This window comes from Nocardioides rubriscoriae, from assembly GCF_008087085.1.
Lineage (GTDB): Bacteria > Actinomycetota > Actinomycetes > Propionibacteriales > Nocardioidaceae > Nocardioides > Nocardioides rubriscoriae.
On sequence record NZ_VIYJ01000003.1, the window covers coordinates 248,421 to 264,747 of the forward strand.

The 16,327-nt window shown below is 72.1% G+C and carries 16 protein-coding genes; 9 read left to right on the forward strand and 7 right to left on the reverse strand.

The window, feature by feature from the left end; all coding sequences use genetic code 11:
- Positions 1-2 precede the first annotated feature (2 nt).
- From FZC61_RS07800 to FZC61_RS07830, 7 genes are all read left to right on the forward strand, one after another.
- Positions 3-776: a type III pantothenate kinase gene (locus tag FZC61_RS07800; RefSeq protein ID WP_148613593.1), complete on the forward strand. Its 774-nt coding sequence runs from the start codon at positions 3-5 to the stop codon at positions 774-776.
- Positions 777-844: 68 nt separating this feature from the next.
- Complete coding sequence (locus FZC61_RS07805; RefSeq protein WP_148613594.1) at positions 845-1,189, forward strand: histone-like nucleoid-structuring protein Lsr2; 345 nt, start codon at positions 845-847, stop codon at positions 1,187-1,189.
- A 61-nt stretch (positions 1,190-1,250) separates the two neighbouring features.
- Positions 1,251-2,501, forward strand: coding sequence for a sensor histidine kinase (locus FZC61_RS07810; RefSeq protein ID WP_148613595.1), 1,251 nt, complete (start codon positions 1,251-1,253; stop codon positions 2,499-2,501).
- Entirely contained in the window at positions 2,498-3,148 is a 651-nt protein-coding gene (locus tag FZC61_RS07815) for a response regulator (protein ID WP_148613596.1), read from the forward strand. The genes FZC61_RS07810 and FZC61_RS07815 overlap by 4 nt, the downstream gene beginning before the upstream one ends.
- 74 nt (positions 3,149-3,222) lie before the next feature.
- Positions 3,223-3,492: an antitoxin gene (locus FZC61_RS07820; RefSeq protein ID WP_148613597.1), complete on the forward strand. Its 270-nt coding sequence runs from the start codon at positions 3,223-3,225 to the stop codon at positions 3,490-3,492.
- The gene (locus FZC61_RS07825) at positions 3,489-3,908 is read left to right on the forward strand and encodes a type II toxin-antitoxin system VapC family toxin (RefSeq protein ID WP_148613598.1); all 420 of its coding nucleotides are present in this window, start codon (positions 3,489-3,491) and stop codon (positions 3,906-3,908) included. The genes FZC61_RS07820 and FZC61_RS07825 overlap by 4 nt, the downstream gene beginning before the upstream one ends.
- Positions 3,909-4,073: 165 nt before the next feature.
- Positions 4,074-6,677 (forward strand): ATP-dependent Clp protease ATP-binding subunit, encoded by a 2,604-nt coding sequence (locus FZC61_RS07830; protein ID WP_148613599.1) that lies wholly within the window; start codon positions 4,074-4,076, stop codon positions 6,675-6,677.
- Between the two features lie 44 nt (positions 6,678-6,721).
- Here FZC61_RS07830 and FZC61_RS07835 read toward each other — a convergent pair whose 3' ends face one another.
- The 3 genes from FZC61_RS07835 to FZC61_RS07845 all read right to left on the reverse strand — a co-directional run bounded on the left by FZC61_RS07835 (position 6,722) and on the right by FZC61_RS07845 (position 9,296).
- Positions 6,722-7,882 carry an RNA polymerase sigma factor gene (locus tag FZC61_RS07835; protein WP_211357159.1) on the reverse strand — a complete coding sequence of 387 codons (1,161 nt, stop codon included), beginning with the start codon at positions 7,880-7,882 and terminating at the stop codon, positions 6,722-6,724.
- Positions 7,883-7,906: 24 nt separating this feature from the next.
- Positions 7,907-8,314 (reverse strand): YciI family protein, encoded by a 408-nt coding sequence (locus FZC61_RS07840; RefSeq protein WP_148613600.1) that lies wholly within the window; start codon positions 8,312-8,314, stop codon positions 7,907-7,909.
- A 109-nt stretch (positions 8,315-8,423) separates the two neighbouring features.
- A complete protein-coding gene (locus FZC61_RS07845; RefSeq protein ID WP_246142588.1) occupies positions 8,424-9,296 on the reverse strand; it encodes an HhH-GPD family protein in 873 nt (290 codons plus the stop codon).
- A 65-nt stretch (positions 9,297-9,361) separates the two neighbouring features.
- On the opposite strand from FZC61_RS07845, the gene FZC61_RS07850 reads away from it, so the two are divergent.
- Positions 9,362-10,174 (forward strand): hypothetical protein, encoded by an 813-nt coding sequence (locus FZC61_RS07850; protein ID WP_170286008.1) that lies wholly within the window; start codon positions 9,362-9,364, stop codon positions 10,172-10,174.
- Positions 10,175-10,312: 138 nt separating this feature from the next.
- On the opposite strand, the gene disA is transcribed toward FZC61_RS07850, so the two are convergent.
- Entirely contained in the window at positions 10,313-11,395 is a 1,083-nt protein-coding gene (disA, locus tag FZC61_RS07855) for a DNA integrity scanning diadenylate cyclase DisA (RefSeq protein ID WP_148613602.1), read from the reverse strand.
- A gap of 10 nt (positions 11,396-11,405) precedes the next feature.
- Positions 11,406-12,848 carry a DNA repair protein RadA gene (gene radA, locus FZC61_RS07860; RefSeq protein ID WP_148613603.1) on the reverse strand — a complete coding sequence of 481 codons (1,443 nt, stop codon included), beginning with the start codon at positions 12,846-12,848 and terminating at the stop codon, positions 11,406-11,408.
- A 121-nt stretch (positions 12,849-12,969) separates the two neighbouring features.
- Between radA and FZC61_RS07865 the strand changes: the two genes are divergently transcribed.
- On the forward strand, positions 12,970-14,010 hold the full coding sequence (locus tag FZC61_RS07865) for a LacI family DNA-binding transcriptional regulator (protein ID WP_246142589.1): 1,041 nt from the start codon (positions 12,970-12,972) through the stop codon (positions 14,008-14,010).
- Between the two features lie 907 nt (positions 14,011-14,917).
- Here the strand turns inward: FZC61_RS07865 and FZC61_RS07870 are convergent.
- Positions 14,918-15,628: a class I SAM-dependent methyltransferase gene (locus FZC61_RS07870; protein ID WP_148613605.1), complete on the reverse strand. Its 711-nt coding sequence runs from the start codon at positions 15,626-15,628 to the stop codon at positions 14,918-14,920.
- Between the two features lie 7 nt (positions 15,629-15,635).
- Entirely contained in the window at positions 15,636-16,274 is a 639-nt protein-coding gene (locus tag FZC61_RS07875) for a VOC family protein (protein WP_148613606.1), read from the reverse strand.
- Between the last annotated feature and the right edge of the window lie 53 nt (positions 16,275-16,327).

The window sequence follows — 16,327 nt, forward strand, 5'->3', positions numbered from 1 at the left end:
CCGTGCCGCTCCTCGCGGTCGACGTCGGCAACGCCCACACCGTCCTGGGCCTGATCGACGACGGCGAGGTCTCGCACGACTGGCGCGTGTCGACCGACCTGCACCGCACCGCCGACGAGTGGGCGGTGCTGCTGCGCGGACTCCTGGGGCGTCACCTCGACGATATCGACGGCATCGTCGTGTGCTCGACGGTTCCTGCGGTGACCCAGGCCGGTCGCGACATGCTGGTGCGGCATTTCTCGCAGGTCCCGCACCTGGTCGTCGAACCCGGGGTCCGCACCGGAATCCCGGTGCTCATGGACAACCCCCGCGAGGTCGGCACCGACCGCATCGTGAATTCCCTCGCGGCCGCGACCGTCTATGGCGGTCCTGCCATCGTGGTCGACTTCGGTGGCACCGCCACGACTTTCGACGTCGTCAATGCCGACGGGCAGTATGTCGGTGGCTCGATCAGTCCCGGTATCGAGATAGCGCTCGAGGCGCTGGGTCAGCGCGGCGCGCAGCTGCGCCAAGTCGAGCTGGTCCGGCCGCGCTCGGTGATCGCCAAGAACACCGTGGAGGCGCTGCAGTCGGGCATGGTCTTCGGGGTCGCCGCGCAGGTCGAGGGCCTGGTCGAGCGCATGATCGACGAATTGGGAAGTGCGCCCGACGAGGTGTCGGTGATCGCGACCGGATATCTTGCGCCGCTCGTGATCGACGAGTGCGACTGTTTCACGCACGCCGATCCGTGGTTGACGCTCAAAGGCCTGGAACTGGTGTTCAGACGCAATCGATAGATCACATTCACCTGTGCCATAGTGGTAATTCTCGATATCCCCCATGCACAGGTAGAAGGATCAAAGCCATGGCACAGAAGGTCAACATCATTCTCGTCGACGACATCGATGGTTCCGAGGCCAACGAGACCGTCACCTTCGGTCTCGACGGCACGTCGTACGAAATCGATCTCAACACCAAGAACGCCCAGGCGCTGCGCGATTCCCTGGCCGGATATATCGGTTATGCCCGCAAGGTCCCGGCCTCGGCCCGCCGCTCGGGCGGCACGCGCCGATCCTCGGCGGCCAGCTCCTCCAACGGCGGCACCAGCGCCGCCGAGATCCGCGAGTGGGCACGCTCCGAGGGTCACGAGGTCCCCGAGCGTGGCCGCATCCCGGCCGAGATCCGCGAGGCCTACGACGCCGCGCACTGACGCGTCGAGTTCCCTCGCGCGAGGGTGGAGGGGCGCAGTCGCGGTGACTGATGCTGGGCGCATGACCGCTGTGGCCCCGCCCCGCCCCCTCTTCACCTGGCTGGCCCCGCCGGTGCCGTGGCGCTACCTCGTGTTCTCGGTCGCCGCTTCCGCGCTGCTGCTCGTGATGGGCTTCAACAGCCAGTGGGTGCCCTGGGACGACGGTCTCACCTCCCTCAGCGGCACGGGCTGGTCCGACCTCGCCGCGTCGGTGTCGATGTACCTCTGGGCAGTCGCGCCGGCGCTCGCGCTCTGGCGTCCTGCGGTCGGGGGCACGGTCGCGGCCATGCCGTTCCTCATCACGCTCGGTGACAGCGCCAAGACCTGGCCGCTCGTGCTGTTCGTGTCGCTGCTGGCCTGCGCGGTGACCGCTACCTGGCGCAGCCGACGCGCCGCCGTCGTACTGGCAGGCGCGGCCATGGTGCCGGTGGCCACCTACGCGGCCGGGCGGACCACGATCGTGACCGGCTACGGCTTCGAGGTCGAGCGGGGAGCAGCGAGCCTGCCCAACCTGGCCTTCCAGCTGCTGCTCTACGCCCTCGTCGCAGCGGCAGCCGTGGGCCTCGGCGCGTGGATGCGGGCGTCCTACCTCGCCTCACAGTCGGCGTCCGCCCTCGCCGGGCGCGCCGAGGCCGTCGAGCGCGAGTCCGCGGTCGTCGGCGAACGGGCGCGGCTGGCCCGCGACCTGCACGACGTCGTGGCCCACCACGTCTCGCTCATCGCGGTGCGCGCCGAGACCGCGCCCTACACCGTGACGGACCTGTCGCCCGGCGCGGCCGCGCTGCTGTCCGAGATCGCCGACGACTCCCGGCGTGCCCTCGACGAGCTGCGGGGGGTCCTCGGCATCCTGGGCCGCTCGACCGTCGGCGCGGAGCTGGCGCCGCAACCGGGGGCCACCGACATCGCGGCCCTGGTCGAGGCGGCGCGGCGCGGCGGCGACGACGTCGTGTGTGTCCCGACCGACCTGAGCGGTGTCGCTGCCGCCCCCGGGTACGTCGCTTACCGCGTTGTGCAGGAGGCCCTGACGAACGCCCGGCGGCATGCCCCTGGAGCCACGATCCGGCTCGACGTGACAGCCGTCGGCGGTGGTGTGCTGGTCCGCGTCGACAACGAGCTGGTGGACGACGCCCTGGCCGCCGACGGGCTCGTCGTCGACGGCAACGGACTGGCCGGCATGCGGGAGCGGGTCGAGGCCCTCGGCGGCACGCTCTCGGTCTCGTCGGGCGAGGGCCGGCTGAGGGTCGAGGCCTCGATCCCCGCCGAGGCGCCATGACGTCGCTGCGGGTCGTCGTGGCCGACGACCAGGAGGTGATCCGCGACGGGTTCGCGGCCCTCCTAGACGCCCAGGACGACCTCGACGTCGTCGGCACCGCGGCCGACGGTGCCGCCCTGGTGGCCCTCGTGGAGCGTGAGCGTCCCGACGTCGCCCTCGTCGACGTCCGGATGCCCGGCACCGACGGCATCGAGGCGACCCGGCAGGTCGTCGCCGCGCACTCGACTCGGGTGCTCATCCTGACCACCTTCGACCTCGACGCCTACGTCTTCGACGCCGTGCGGGCCGGGGCCAGCGGCTTCCTGCTCAAGGACGTCACCGCGGCGCGGCTGGTCGAGGCGGTCCGCCTGGTGGCGGAGGGTGCGATGCTCCTGGGCCCCAACGTCACCCGGCGGCTCGTCGAGGACTTCGCGCGAGTGCCCACCCCGGCCTCGCGGACCGACCTGGCGGCGTACGGGTTGACGGCGCGCGAGACCGAGGTGCTGCTGCACCTGGGGCGGGGCCGCTCCAACGCCGAGATCGCGGGCGACCTGGTCGTCTCGGTCGAGACGGTCAAGAGTCACGTCGCGGAGGTGCTGCGCAAGCTCGCCCTGCGTGATCGGGTCCAGGTGGTGGTCTTCGCCCACGAGCGCGGGCTGATGTGCTGATCCCTGCGCCGGCAGGTACCTCAAATCGTCGGGTACACCACTGCTACACATGCTACTGTATGAGCATGTCCACGATGGAGCGGCGCCTGCAGCTGCTTCTCGACCAGGAGCGCTATGACCGGGTTGCCGCCGAGGCGACGCGGTCGGGCCGCAGCGTCGCTGCCGTCATTCGTGAGGCGATCGACCTGCGCTTCGACGATTGCGTGCAGCTGCGACGCGGTGCGGTCGAGGACCTGCTCGCACTCGCCGACGGCGACGACGCGGCACCGGGCGAGGGCCCGCTCGACTACAAGCAGAGGTGGGACGACGACCTCGCAGCCCACCAGGATCGCCTCCTGCGGTGACGGCGCTGTTCCTCGACGCCAGCGTCGTCCTTCTCGCACTCGGGGGGCCGCACCCGGCCAAGCCGGCGTGCCAGTCACTGCTGCGGGCCTCGGGGGAGGGACGCTGCACGCTGCACCTGAGTGTCGAGGCGGTCCAGGAGGTCGTCTTCCACCGGATGCGCGTCGGCACCCGTGCCGCGGCCTTGGCCAGCGGCCGGGCGCTGAGCGCCACAGCGGTCCTGCACGGCTTCGACGTCGACGTCCTCCACCGATCGATGCTGCTGGTCGACACGTGCCAGATCCGCGGTCGTGACGCCGTGCACGCAGCCACCGCCCTGGCCCATGGGTTCACCGAGATCGTGACGACCGATCTCGACTTCGAGGCCGTGCCGGGTCTCGTGGTGGTGGACCCGGCGACGGCCGTGGCGCGCCTGTGACGTCCCCGGCCGTCGAGCGTGGGCCGACCCGCGTGTTCGCTCATAGCGGACGCCGTTGGGGTGATACGCGGAACGCGTAGGCTGATGCTGGGGTTGGACATCCCGTACCCCTCTCTCCACCCAGGAGCGGACGGGGACCCCACCGGGACTTATGAGGAGTTGCGCATGTTCGAGCGGTTCACTGACCGAGCTCGCCGGGTGGTCGTGCTGGCCCAGGAAGAGGCCCGCATGCTCTCCCACAACTACATCGGCACCGAGCACATCCTGCTCGGGCTGATCCACGAGGGGGAGGGCGTCGCCGCCAAGGCGCTCGAGAGCCTCGACATCTCGCTCGAGGCGGTGCGCGCCCAGGTCGAGGAGATCATCGGCCAGGGCCAGCAGGCGCCGTCGGGCCACATCCCCTTCACCCCGCGCGCCAAGAAGGTGCTCGAGCTCTCCCTGCGCGAGGCGCTGCAGCTCGGCCACTCCTACATCGGCACCGAGCACATCCTGCTCGGCCTGATCCGCGAGGGCGAGGGCGTCGCGGCCCAGGTGCTGCAGAAGCTCGGCGCCGACCTCAACCGGGTCCGCCAGCAGGTCATCCAGCTGCTCTCGGGCTTCCAGGGCAAGGAGTCGACCGCCCAGGCCGCCGCCCAGTCGGGCAGCGGCGACGCGCCGTCGTCCTCGCTGGTGCTCGACCAGTTCGGCCGCAACCTGACCCAGGACGCCCGCGAGGGCAAGCTCGACCCCGTGATCGGTCGCGAGACCGAGATCGAGCGGGTCATGCAGATCCTGTCGCGCCGTACGAAGAACAACCCCGTCCTCATCGGCGAGCCCGGCGTCGGCAAGACCACGATCGTCGAGGGCCTGGCCCAGGACATCGTCAAGGGCAACGTGCCCGAGACGCTCAAGGACAAGCAGATCTACACCCTCGACCTCGGCGCGCTCGTGGCCGGCAGCCGCTACCGCGGTGACTTCGAGGAGCGCCTGAAGAAGGTGCTCAAGGAGATCCGCACCCGCGGCGACATCGTGCTGTTCATCGACGAGATCCACACCCTCGTCGGTGCCGGTGCGGCCGAGGGCGCGATCGACGCGGCCTCGATCCTCAAGCCGATGCTGGCGCGTGGTGAGCTGCAGACGATCGGTGCGACGACCCTCGACGAGTACCGCAAGTACCTCGAGAAGGACGCCGCGCTCGAGCGCCGCTTCCAGCCGATCCAGGTCGCCGAGCCGTCGATCGCCCACACGATCGAGATGCTCAAGGGCCTGCGCGACCGCTACGAGGCGCACCACCGCGTCACGATCACCGACGAGGCGCTGGTCAGCGCCGCGACGCTGGCCGACCGCTACATCTCCGACCGGTTCCTGCCCGACAAGGCCATCGACCTCATCGACGAGGCCGGCTCGCGGCTGCGCATCCGCCGGATGACGGCACCCGCCGACCTGCGCGAGTACGACGACAAGATCGCCGAGGTGCGCTCCCGCAAGGAGGGCGCCATCGACGGCCAGGACTTCGAGGCCGCCGCGCGTCTGCGTGACGAGGAGAAGCAGCTCATGCTGCGCAAGTCCGAGCGCGAGAAGCAGTGGCGCGCCGGTGACATGGACGAGGTCGCCGAGGTCGACGAGGAGCTCATCGCCGAGGTCCTCGCCGTCGCCACCGGCATCCCGATCGTCAAGCTCTCCGAGGAGGAGTCGACCCGGCTGCTCAACATGGAGGAGGAGCTGCACAAGCGCGTCATCGGCCAGGACGAGGCCGTCAAGGCCATCTCCCGCGCCATCCGGCGCACGCGTGCGGGCCTCAAGGACCCCAAGCGCCCTGGCGGGTCGTTCATCTTCGCCGGGCCCTCGGGCGTCGGCAAGACGTGGCTGTCCAAGACGCTGGCGGACTTCCTGTTCGGCGACGAGGACTCCCTCATCCAGCTCGACATGTCGGAGTTCAGCGAGAAGCACACCGTCTCGCGGCTCTTCGGCTCGCCTCCCGGCTACGTCGGCTACGAGGAGGGCGGCCAGCTCACCGAGAAGGTGCGCCGCAAGCCGTTCTCGGTGGTGCTCTTCGACGAGGTCGAGAAGGCCCACCCCGACATCTTCAACTCGCTGCTGCAGATCCTCGAGGAAGGTCGCCTGACCGACTCGCAGGGCCGGGTCGTCGACTTCAAGAACACCGTCATCATCATGACGACCAACCTGGGCACCCGCGACATCAACAAGTCGATCCACCTGGGCTTCAACCAGAGCGGTGACGCGGCGGGCTCCTACGAGCGGATGAAGGGCAAGGTCCAAGACGAGCTCAAGCAGCACTTCCGGCCCGAGTTCCTCAACCGGGTCGACGAGATCGTCGTCTTCCCGCCGTTGACCAAGGAGCAGATCGTCCACATGGTCGACAACATGATCGCCTCGGTCGAGCTGCGCATGCGCGACCGCGACATGCGCATCGAGCTGACCCAGGCGGCCAAGGACCTGCTGGCCGAGCGGGGCTTCGACCCCGTCCTCGGTGCGCGTCCGCTGCGCCGCACGGTCCAGCGCGAGATCGAGGACTCGATGGCCGAGAAGATGCTCTTCGGCGAGGTCGGCCCCGGTCAGATCGTGCTGGTCGACGTCGACGGCGAGGGTCCGGCCGCGACCTTCACCTTCAAGGGCCAGAAGATGGGCGAGCTGCCCGACCTGCCTCCGTTCGAGACCGCCGACGTCGGCGGTGTCGACCTCGGCAAGCCTGCCGAGGACGGCCCGGTCGACATCAAGAAGGCCCCGCCCGGCGAGGTCGAGGGTGGCGCTGCCGGCGGCGCCCTCTGACCACCTGAGGTCCTCGCGCTGACCCGCCTCCTCCGGGAGGCGGGTCAGCGTGCTTCTCGGGCGGTGTTGAGGCGGGCGGCCTGGCGGGTCAGGTGGTCGCGCTCGGCCAGGTGCGGCGCGCGAGTCGCCGCTTCGGCGTACAGGCGGGCGGCGGTGGCGAGGTCGCCGTCGCGCTCGTGGAGGTACGCCGCCACCGCGGCGTGGCGGGGGAGCGCGGGGTCCAGCGCGGCGAGGGCCGCCAGGCCGGCACGCGGGCCGTCGGCCTCGCCGACCGCGACGGCCCGGTTGAGCCGGACGACCGGGCTGTCGGTGAGCCGCACCAGCTCGTCGTACCACTCGACGACCTGGACCCAGTCGGTCGCGGCGGTGCTCGGGGCGTCGGCGTGGAGCGCGGCGATCGCGGCCTGCGCCTGGTACTCACCGAGCCGGTCGCGTGCCAGCGCCGCCTGCAGGACGGCGACCCCCTCGGTGATCGCGGTGGTGTCCCAGCGGCTGCGGTCCTGCTCGGCCAGCGGCACCAGCGCACCGTCGGGCGTGGTCCGCGCGGCGCGCCGGGCGTGGTGGAGCAGCATCAGGGCCAGCAGGCCGGCGACCTCCGGGTGGTCGACGACCGCCGCGAGCTGGCGGGTCAGCCGGATCGCCTCCGCGGCCAGGTCGACGTCGCCGGAGTAGCCCTCGTTGAAGACCAGGTAGAGCACCCGCAGGACCGTCGCGACGTCGCACGGCTGGTCGAGCGGCACGGCCGAGACGGTGCGCTTGGCCCGGCTGATGCGCTGCGCCATCGTCGCCTCGGGCACCAGGTAGGCGGCCGCGACCTGACGCGTCGTCAGTCCGCCGACGGCGCGCAGGGTCAGCGCCACCGCCGACGACGGTGTCAGCGACGGGTGGGCGCAGCGGAAGTAGAGCTGGAGGGTGTCGTCGGTCCCCGGCACGGGTCCGGGGGCCGGCTCGTCCTTGACGCGCTCCTCGCGACGGCGCCGCGCGGCCTCGGACCGGGTCGCGTCGACGAACCGGCGCCAGGCGACGGTGACCAGCCACGCCTGGGGGTCGCGGGGTGGCTCGGTCGGCCAGGTCCGCAGCGCCTCGACCAGGGCGTCCTGGACGGCGTCCTCGGCGGCTGCGAACTCCGCTCCGCGGCGGACGAGGACACCGAGCACCCGGGGGGTCAGGGTGCGCAGCAGGGCCTCGTCCACCGGTGAGCTCACCGACCGGTCCTCACTGGCTGGTCCTCACTCCTCGATGGTCGGCGGCTCGGACATGAACGGCCGCACCTCGAGCCACTCGTGGATCGGCTCGCCCCTCGCGCCCGGGGCGGCCGAGAGCTCGGCGGCCAGCGCGTAGGCCCGCTCGGGGGTGTCGACGTCGATCGCCATCCAGCCCGCGATGAGGTCCTTGGTCTCGGCGAACGGGCCGTCGGTGACCGGCGGCCTGCCCTGCCCGCCGTACTGCACCCAGAGCCCCTCGGGCGCCAGCGCCTGGGCATCCACGAACTCACCGGTCTCCACGAGCCGGTCGGCGAACTCCTGCATGTACCTCATGTGGTCGGACACCTCCTGGGGCGTCCACCGGTCCATCGGGACGTCGTTGCGGCCCGCGGGTGCGCCGCGGTAGTGCTTGAGCAGCAGGTACTTGGCCATGGTCGATCTCCTCCTCGTCAGGTGCGGCCCATCCTGGCCGCCTCATCCCTGGGACGGAGCTGCCACGCGGTTCTCGACATCGTCGGCGACAGACCAAAAACCGGCCAGGTCAGGGCAGGGCGTAGGTGTCGGGACCGACCTGCGCGACCAGGGCGTCGTCGACGAGGCCGGCCAGGCAGCGCACGCGCTGCGGCTCGTCGGCCCAGGCGGCCTCGAGCGCGGAGCGGTGCACGGGTCCGTCGCTGTCGCGCAGCACGGCGAGCAACCGGCCGCGGCACTGCCGGTCGGTGCCGGCCCAGGCCTGGGCGCGCCGCGGCGGGCCGTCGTACGCCGGGCGCCCGGCCGCCCGCCAGGCGCACTGCTCCGCGAGCGGGCAGTCGGCGCAGCGAGGGGTCGTGGCGGTGCAGACCAGGGCCCCGAGCTCCATGACCGCGACCGCCCAGGTCGCGGCGGTCGCCTCGTCGTCGGGCAGCAGCGAGGTCGCGAGCTCGCGCTCGGCGCGGGTCACCGAGGTGCCGGGGAACTCGACCCCCGAGGCCGCGCGGGCCAGCACCCGCCGCACGTTGGTGTCGAGCACGACGTGGCGGCGGCCGTAGGCGAAGCTCGCCACCGCGGCCGCGGTGTAGTCGCCGACGCCGGGCAGCGCGATCAGCTCGTCGTAGGCGTCGGGGACCACGCCGCCGTGGCGCTCCACGATCGCCACGGCCGCGCCGTGCAGCCGCAGGGCCCGGCGGGGGTAGCCGAGGCGTCCCCAGGCGCGCACCGCCTCGCCGGTCGGCTCCGCGGCCAGGTCGGCGGGGGTGGGCCAGCGCTCGAGCCACGCCTCGTGGACGGGCAGGACCCGGGCGACGGGCGTCTGCTGCAGCATCAGCTCCGAGACGAGCACCGACCAGGCCGACGCCTCGGGTCGACGCCACGGCAGGTCGCGCTGGTGCTCGGCGTACCAGGTCAGGACGGGCTCGTGGAGCGACGACTCAGGCACCTGATGATTGTCCCTGCGGTGTGGCACCGCCGTCAGCGGCGGGTGGCTGGTTAGCGTCTGGTGCCATGTCGACCCGCCGGCCCCCGCGGCCTCCCGCGCGCGCGCCACTGCCGCGCGGGGTCTACCGACGGCGTCGGGCGATGGTGGGGCTCACCGCCGTGCTCCTGGTCGTGGCCACCGTCGACCTGGTCAATGGCGACGACGCCGCCCCCCGCACCGACACCGCCCAGCAGGTCGCCGGCATTCCGCAGGCCGCCCCGGGCGACGAGGTCGTCGTCGGTCCTCGCCCGAGCGGCCCCCGGGGCAAGAAGGGCCGCAAGGAGGGTGCGAAGAGCGGTCAGGCGCCGCTGGTGCCGACCTACACGCCCCCGCCCCCGCCCCCACCGGCCGAGCCCGACGGCCCCTGCGACGACGCCGACGTCGCCATGACGCCGGTGATGGGCCCGGCTGTGGCCGGCCGGCCGGTGCTGGTCACCCTCGAGCTGCGCACCCGCGAGGCCGAGGCCTGCACGTGGACCGTCAACAGCTCCAGCCTGGCCTACAAGATCACCGCCGACGGCGACGACGTCTGGTCGAGCAGCCACTGCCCGCGCCAGGTGCCCGACGACGTGGTCGTCGTACGCCGCGACCTCACCACCACCTACCGGCTCGCCTGGAGTGGCCGCCGGTCGAGCCGCGACTGCCCGGTGTCGATGGGCTACGCCGCCCCCGGCGACTACGCCGTCCAGGCGGCCGCCATCGGGGGCGAGCCCTCGGCGGTGGTGCCGTTCACGCTCACCGACCCGGCCGACGTCGAGCCCGCGGGGCCGGTGGGTCCGCCGGTGCCGGAGGCGACGGGCGGCAAGAAGGACAAGAAGAAAGACAGGGCGACGGGCTAGGACACACCTGGACCGCGGCCCGGATCCGTTGACCTCACCAGGTCTCGAGGCCGGTTCGCGACCTCGTTCCTCGGTCGGCGACCCGGACGCTCGACCACCCTCGAGGGCGGCACGCAGTCCGTCGTCGTGCGTCCGTCCTCAGACGTAGCGCTCGAGGATCGTCGACTCGGCCAGGCGGGAGAGCCCCTCGCGCACGCTGCGAGCACGCAGCTCGCCGACGCCGTCGACGATCTGGAGGTCGTCGATGCCGGCCGAGAGCAGCTTCTGCAGGGTGCCGAAGTGCTCGACGAGGCGGTCGACGACCGGTGCAGGCAGCCGCGGCACCTTGGCCAGCAGGCGGTAGCCGCGCGGCGCGACCGCACCGTCGAGGTGCTCGGCGGTGCCGAGGCCGAGCACACGGGCGGCCGAGGCCGGGTCGACGAGCTCGGTGGCCGAGAGAGCCTCGAGGCGACCGAGGAGCACCTCGGGGCTCTTGGTGCGGCGCCCGCCGGGGACGTAGTCGCGGATGACGAGCTCGCGCTCGGCGTCGACGCCGGTGATGAGCTCCTCGAGCTGCAGCGACAGCAGTCGCCCGTCGCTGCCGAGCTCGAGCACGTAGTCCTCGATCTCGCGGGCGATCCGGGTGACCATCTCGAGGCGCTGGGCGACGACGGCGACGTCGCGGACGGTGACGAGGTCCTCGATCTCGAGGGCCGACAGGGTGCTGGAGACCTCGTCGAGGCGCATCTTGTAGCGCTCGAGGGTGGCCAGGGCCTGGTTGGCGCGCGACAGGATCTTGCCGGAGTCCTCGAGCACGTGGCGGGTCGCGCCGACGTAGGCAGCGATGATCTGCATCGACTGCGACACCGAGATCACCGGGAAGCCGGTCTGCTTGGCGACCCGGTCGGCCGTGCGGTGCCGGGTGCCGGTCTCCTCCGACGGGATCGTGTGGTCGGGCATCAGGTGGACCGCGGCCCGGATGATCCGGGTGAGGTCCTTGTCGACGATGATGCCGCCGTCCATCTTGGCCAGCTCGCGCAGGCCAGTGGCGGTGAAGGGCACGTCGAGGGCGAAGCCCCCGGTCGAGATGGACTCGACGGTCTTGTCGTGGCCGATGACGATCAGGGCACCGGTGCGGCCGCGCAGGATGCGCTCGAGGCCGTCGCGCAGGGCCGTGCCGGGGGCGGTCTGGGCGAGGGTCGCGCGCAGCTGCTCCTGCTCCTCGGTGCGGCCGTCGCTCATGGTCGGAACCTTATCTGTCGTCCACCACCTCCAAGGCGTGCTTGGTGCGTGAGTCGAGATGGAGCAGGTGCAGCGCGGAGCGGACGTCGCGCACCTCGACGACCCGCAACCCGTCGACCACGCGGTCGCTGCGGGTCGACCGGGGGCCGGTCGGCTCGTCGCGGCCGGCCGCGGCGGCCGGCACCACCGCCATCTTGAAGCCGAGCCGGGCGGCCTCGGCCAGGCGCTGCGGGAGGTCGCGCACCCGCCGCAGCTCGCCGGCCAGCCCGATCTCGCCCATCGCCACGACCCCGACCGGGGGCGGGGTGACGAAGGTGGCCGACGCGATGGCGACCGCGACGGCCAGGTCGCTGGCCGGCTCGGAGAGCCGGGCGCCACCGACGGTCGAGGCGAAGACGTCGTGGGCGTGCAGCCGGATGCCGCAGTGCTGCTGCAGGACGGCCAGCACCATCGCGATGCGCGAGCTGTCGAGCCCCGAGACCGTGCGGCGCGGACGCTCGAGCGGGGAGGGCGTCACCAGGGCCTGCACCTCGGCCAGCAGCGGACGCCGGCCCTCCATCGTCACCGCGACGCAGGTGCCGGCGACGCGACCGTGCAGGTGCTCGACGAACAGGCCGGTCGGGTCGGCCACGGCCGTGATGCCGTCGGCGGCCAGGTCGAAGCAGCCGACCTCGTCGACGGGACCGAAGCGGTTCTTGACCGCGCGCACCATGCGGAAGCGGCTGTTGCGGTCGCCCTCGAAGTAGAGGACGACGTCGACGAGGTGCTCCAGGACCCGCGGGCCGGCGATGCCGCCGTCCTTGGTGACGTGGCCGACCAGGACCGTGGCCAGGTCGCGGGTCTTGGCGACGCGCACCAGCGCGGCCGAGACCTCCTTGACCTGGGTGACCCCGCCCGGAACGCCCTCGACGCCGGCCACGCCGATGGTCTGCACCGAGTCGACGACCAGCAGGTCGGGCCGCACCTGCTCGATGTGGGTGAGGATGGCGCCGAGGTCGGTCTCGGCGGCGAGGTAGAGCTCGTCGTGGACCCCGCCGGTGCGGTCGGCGCGCAGCCGCACCTGGCTGGCCGACTCCTCGCCGGTCACGTAGAGCACCCGGCGCCCCGACCGGGCCGTCTGCGCGGCCACCTCGAGCAGCAACGTGCTCTTGCCGACCCCGGGCTCGCCCGCGAGCAGGATCGCCGCGCCGGGCACCAGCCCGCCGCCGAGCACGCGGTCGAGCTCAGCGACCCCGGTGCCGCGGAAGGCGGCCTCGTTGACCGCGACCTGCCCGATCGGCACCGCGGCGGTCGTCACGGGCCCGGCGCTGGTGCGCAGCGTCGGCGCGCTGCCCTCGGCCACCGAGCCCCAGGCCTGGCACTCACCGCAGCGGCCCACCCACTTGCCGGTCTCCCAGCCGCACTCGGCGCAGCGGTACTGCGGGCGCGGGGGTCGTGCGGTCGTCTTCGCCATGGACCGCACGCTAGACGCGGGCACCGACAGTGACGACGCAGACACCCCCACGAAGGAGGCCGCCGCCCGCGGCGTACCGATACGATCGGGTTTGGATCGATCCAGAAGGGGCCTGTCACACGTGGAACGCACCACCCGCACCCCCTCGCGCCACCCCGCCGTCGCGCCGACCCTCGCCGACGTCGCCGAGCGCGCCGGGGTGTCGCGCCAGACGGTCTCCAACGCCGTCAACAACCCCGACCTGCTGCGCGGCGACACCCTCGCCCGCGTGCAGGCGGCGATCGTCGAGCTCGGCTACGTGCCCAACCGCGCCGCCCGCAACCTGCGCACCCGCGCCTCGCACCTGATCGGCCTGCGGATGAGTCCGGTCCAGGAGGGCACCGCCAACGCCGCGATGGACCGGTTCGTGCACTCCCTGGTCTGGACCTCGCGCGAGGCCGGCTACCACGTGCTGCTGTTCTCCGGCGAGGGTCCCGACCCCCTCGAGGGCTACGACGACCTGTTGCGCTCGACCGCGGTCGACGCGTTCGTCGTCACCGACACCTACCTCGGCAACCCGCAGGCCACCTGGCTGCGCGAGCGCCGCGCCCCCTTCGTCGCCTTCGGTCGTCCCTGGGGCGACGACGACGCCAAGCACCCGTGGGTCGACGTCGACGGTGCCGCCGGCACGGAGCAGGCCACGACCCACCTGCTCGACCGCGGCCACACCCGGATCGCCTGGATCGGCTGGCGCAAGGACTCCTTCATCGGCGAGGACCGCCGCGCCGGCTGGTCGCGCGCGCTGCGCGAGCGCGGCCACTCGACCACCGGCCTGGCCTCGCGGGTCGAGGACACCGTGTGGAGCGGGCGCGAGGCCAGCGCCGTGCTGCTCGACGAGGCGAACCCGTCGGCGTTCGTCTGCGCCTCCGACACCCTGGCCATGGGTGTGCTCCACACCTTGGCCGAGCGCGGGCTGCACCCCGGGCGCGACATCGCCGTCGTCGGCTTCGACGACTCCCAGGTCGCCCAGGTCGTCCACCCCGGCCTGACGTCGGTGCGCCAGCCGCTCGAGGAGGTCGCCATCGCCGTGGTGCGCTCGCTCGAGGACCTGCTGGCCACGCCGTCGTACGTCGGTGAGGGGCTGCTGCTCACCCCGACGCTAACGGTGCGCGGCAGCAGCTGACGTCGGCGGAGCGGGCCTCGCTGGGGGGTCGCTCCCACGGGCCGAACCGCCTGGACATGGCGAGAGTCGGGCGCACCCTAGACAGCCGTGTTCCAATCGACGCATGGTACGGACCACGCTTCGAGGACGCCATCAGGCACGATGACGTCTTCGCTTGCGCTCTTGGCCTGCATCGTTCTGCTCGGCGCGGGCTGTTCGGACTCTGTCGATGACACCCCGTCCGCCCCCGCGCAGCCCAGCGAAGTACCGGAGGAGTGCTTTGTCCGGCTCACACAAGGCGACACCTCGGTTCAGGTCTCGCTCGCTGGTCCAGCTAGCCCCATCGCGATGACGAAAGGAGCACCAGTCGTCGTTACCTCCGAGGGACCCTGTCCCATGGACCTAGAGGTCAGGCCTGGAACCGGCACCACGTCCAACGTCCGCACCGGGCAGCCAACCGGGCTGACATTCAACTGGGGCCGCGACGATTCGCTACTCGTCCTGACGCATCAGCCGTGCCGCGAATCCACGAACGGCAGCATCTGCCTTGGTCCCCAAGACCTCATTGCGTACCCGGTGAACTTCACGTCCTAGTCAACCGCCCGACTTTGCCGCCCACCGGGCTCCGCCCGACTCTGTCGCCTCGAGTGCGGTGGGCGGCAGCGGTGCGTCAGCCACCTTTGCGGCGACAACAGCCCCCGGAAAGGTGGCTGGCTCACCGCCGCGGTGTCGAGCCGTGCCACCTGGCCCTCGAGCGGTGTGTGAGCCACCTTCCGCACCCGTCTTGGCATGGAAAGGGTGGCTCACTCACCGCCCGCACCTGCCTCCCAGCGATCCACCCGACTCGGCCGACCAGCGGGCTCCGCCTGGCTCTGCCGCGTGTCGTGCGGTCGTGCCGAGGCGCGGTCTGGCGCGAGTGCACACCCCCTCAGAAGGTCCGCGACCACACGTTGACCGCGTAGTCGACCTCGAGCCCGTCGTGGTGGCGGATGATCTCCTCGGCGACCGACGGCTTGAACTCGATGCGCACCACCGCCTCGAGGTCGACGCGTGTCTCGAAGCGCCACCCCATGTCGACCGAGGTGCGCGTCCAGCCGCGGGTCGCCCAGAAGCGCTCGATCTCGGCCGGTGGGGGCAGGTGCGGGTAGCCGCGCCGGAACCACGCGCCGAACGTCGATCGCGAGCCGTCGTTGTCGACGACCAGGGCGGTGCCGCCGCGCCGGACCACCCGGTCGAGCTCGGCCAGGCCGGGCTCGCAGCCGGGCCCGAAGAAGTAGGCCCAACGCACGTGGACGACGTCGACCGACGCGTCGGGCAGGGGCACGTCCTGCGCGGTGCCCGGCAGCAGCGTGACGTTGCCCAGCCCCGCCGTACGACGTCGCGCGAGCGCGAGCAGGTCGGGGTGCGGCTCGACGCCCACGACGGACGCCGCACGCTCGGCGAAGAGCGGCAGGTGGAAGCCGGTGCCGCAGCCCAGGTCGAGCAGGGTGCGCCCCGACCAGCCGTCAGGACCGGCGAGCGACTCGAGCGTCGACCACAGCCGCCCGTCGGGGTCGACGGCACGGTTCTCGACCTCGTAGGTCGCGGTGTGCTTCCAGATGTTGGGGCTGGGAACCGCCCCGGTCAGGGGCTTGCTCACCGGTCGGTCAGATCCGGACCAGACCGCCGGGCGTCATGACCTGGGCGGCGAGGATGCCGGGGGTGCCGTGGGGGGCGACCCACTCGACCTTGACGTCCTCCAGCGGCGCCTCGACGGACTCGCCGAGCCACTCAGAGACGCGCTGGGGGTCGCCGGCGATCTCCAGGCAGGCCAGGGAGAACGTCGCGTCGGAGCCCGCCGACGGGTGCAGCTCGGCCGGGCTGTCCCACTGGATGAAGAAGGGCAGCTGCGGGTCGGAGAGCAGGCCGTGGACGCCGATCTGCTTCCACTTCAGCTCGGTGCCGTCGGGACGGTGCCGGCTGCCGGCGACCGCCGCGCGGCCGAGCCGCTGCTCGACGACGCTGATGTCGTCGACCGCGACGACCCACCCCAGCCAGCCACCGCCGGCGGCCGAGCGGGCCTTGACGGCCTGCCCGAACGGGGCCTTGTCGGAGGCGGGGTGGTCGAGGGCCTCGACCACCTCGAGGTAGGTGTTGTCGGCCAGCGGCAGGATCCGGTTGCGGGTGCCGAATCGCGGGTGGACGCCACCGTCGACGAAGTGGCGCCCGAGCAGGTGACCGATGCGCTGGGCCGTGGCCTCCAGGCCATCGGGTCCGGCAGCGTACGAGAGGTGGTCGAGGCGCATACCGGCAATTGTGAGTAGTGCCGGTTCGGCCCGGTACGCCGGGGGGTCGGTGT

Coding starts and splice junctions, on each gene's coding strand:
- FZC61_RS07805 (WP_148613594.1), top strand. CDS start 845: ATGGCACAGAAGGTCAACATCATTCTCGTCGACGACATCGATGGTTCC.
- FZC61_RS07810 (WP_148613595.1), top strand. CDS start 1,251: ATGACCGCTGTGGCCCCGCCCCGCCCCCTCTTCACCTGGCTGGCCCCG.
- FZC61_RS07815 (WP_148613596.1), top strand. CDS start 2,498: ATGACGTCGCTGCGGGTCGTCGTGGCCGACGACCAGGAGGTGATCCGC.
- FZC61_RS07820 (WP_148613597.1), top strand. CDS start 3,223: ATGGAGCGGCGCCTGCAGCTGCTTCTCGACCAGGAGCGCTATGACCGG.
- FZC61_RS07830 (WP_148613599.1), top strand. CDS start 4,074: ATGTTCGAGCGGTTCACTGACCGAGCTCGCCGGGTGGTCGTGCTGGCC.
- FZC61_RS07840 (WP_148613600.1), bottom strand. CDS start 8,314: ATGGCCAAGTACCTGCTGCTCAAGCACTACCGCGGCGCACCCGCGGGC.
- FZC61_RS07850 (WP_170286008.1), top strand. CDS start 9,362: ATGTCGACCCGCCGGCCCCCGCGGCCTCCCGCGCGCGCGCCACTGCCG.
- disA (WP_148613602.1), bottom strand. CDS start 11,395: ATGAGCGACGGCCGCACCGAGGAGCAGGAGCAGCTGCGCGCGACCCTC.
- radA (WP_148613603.1), bottom strand. CDS start 12,848: ATGGCGAAGACGACCGCACGACCCCCGCGCCCGCAGTACCGCTGCGCC.
- FZC61_RS07875 (WP_148613606.1), bottom strand. CDS start 16,274: ATGCGCCTCGACCACCTCTCGTACGCTGCCGGACCCGATGGCCTGGAG.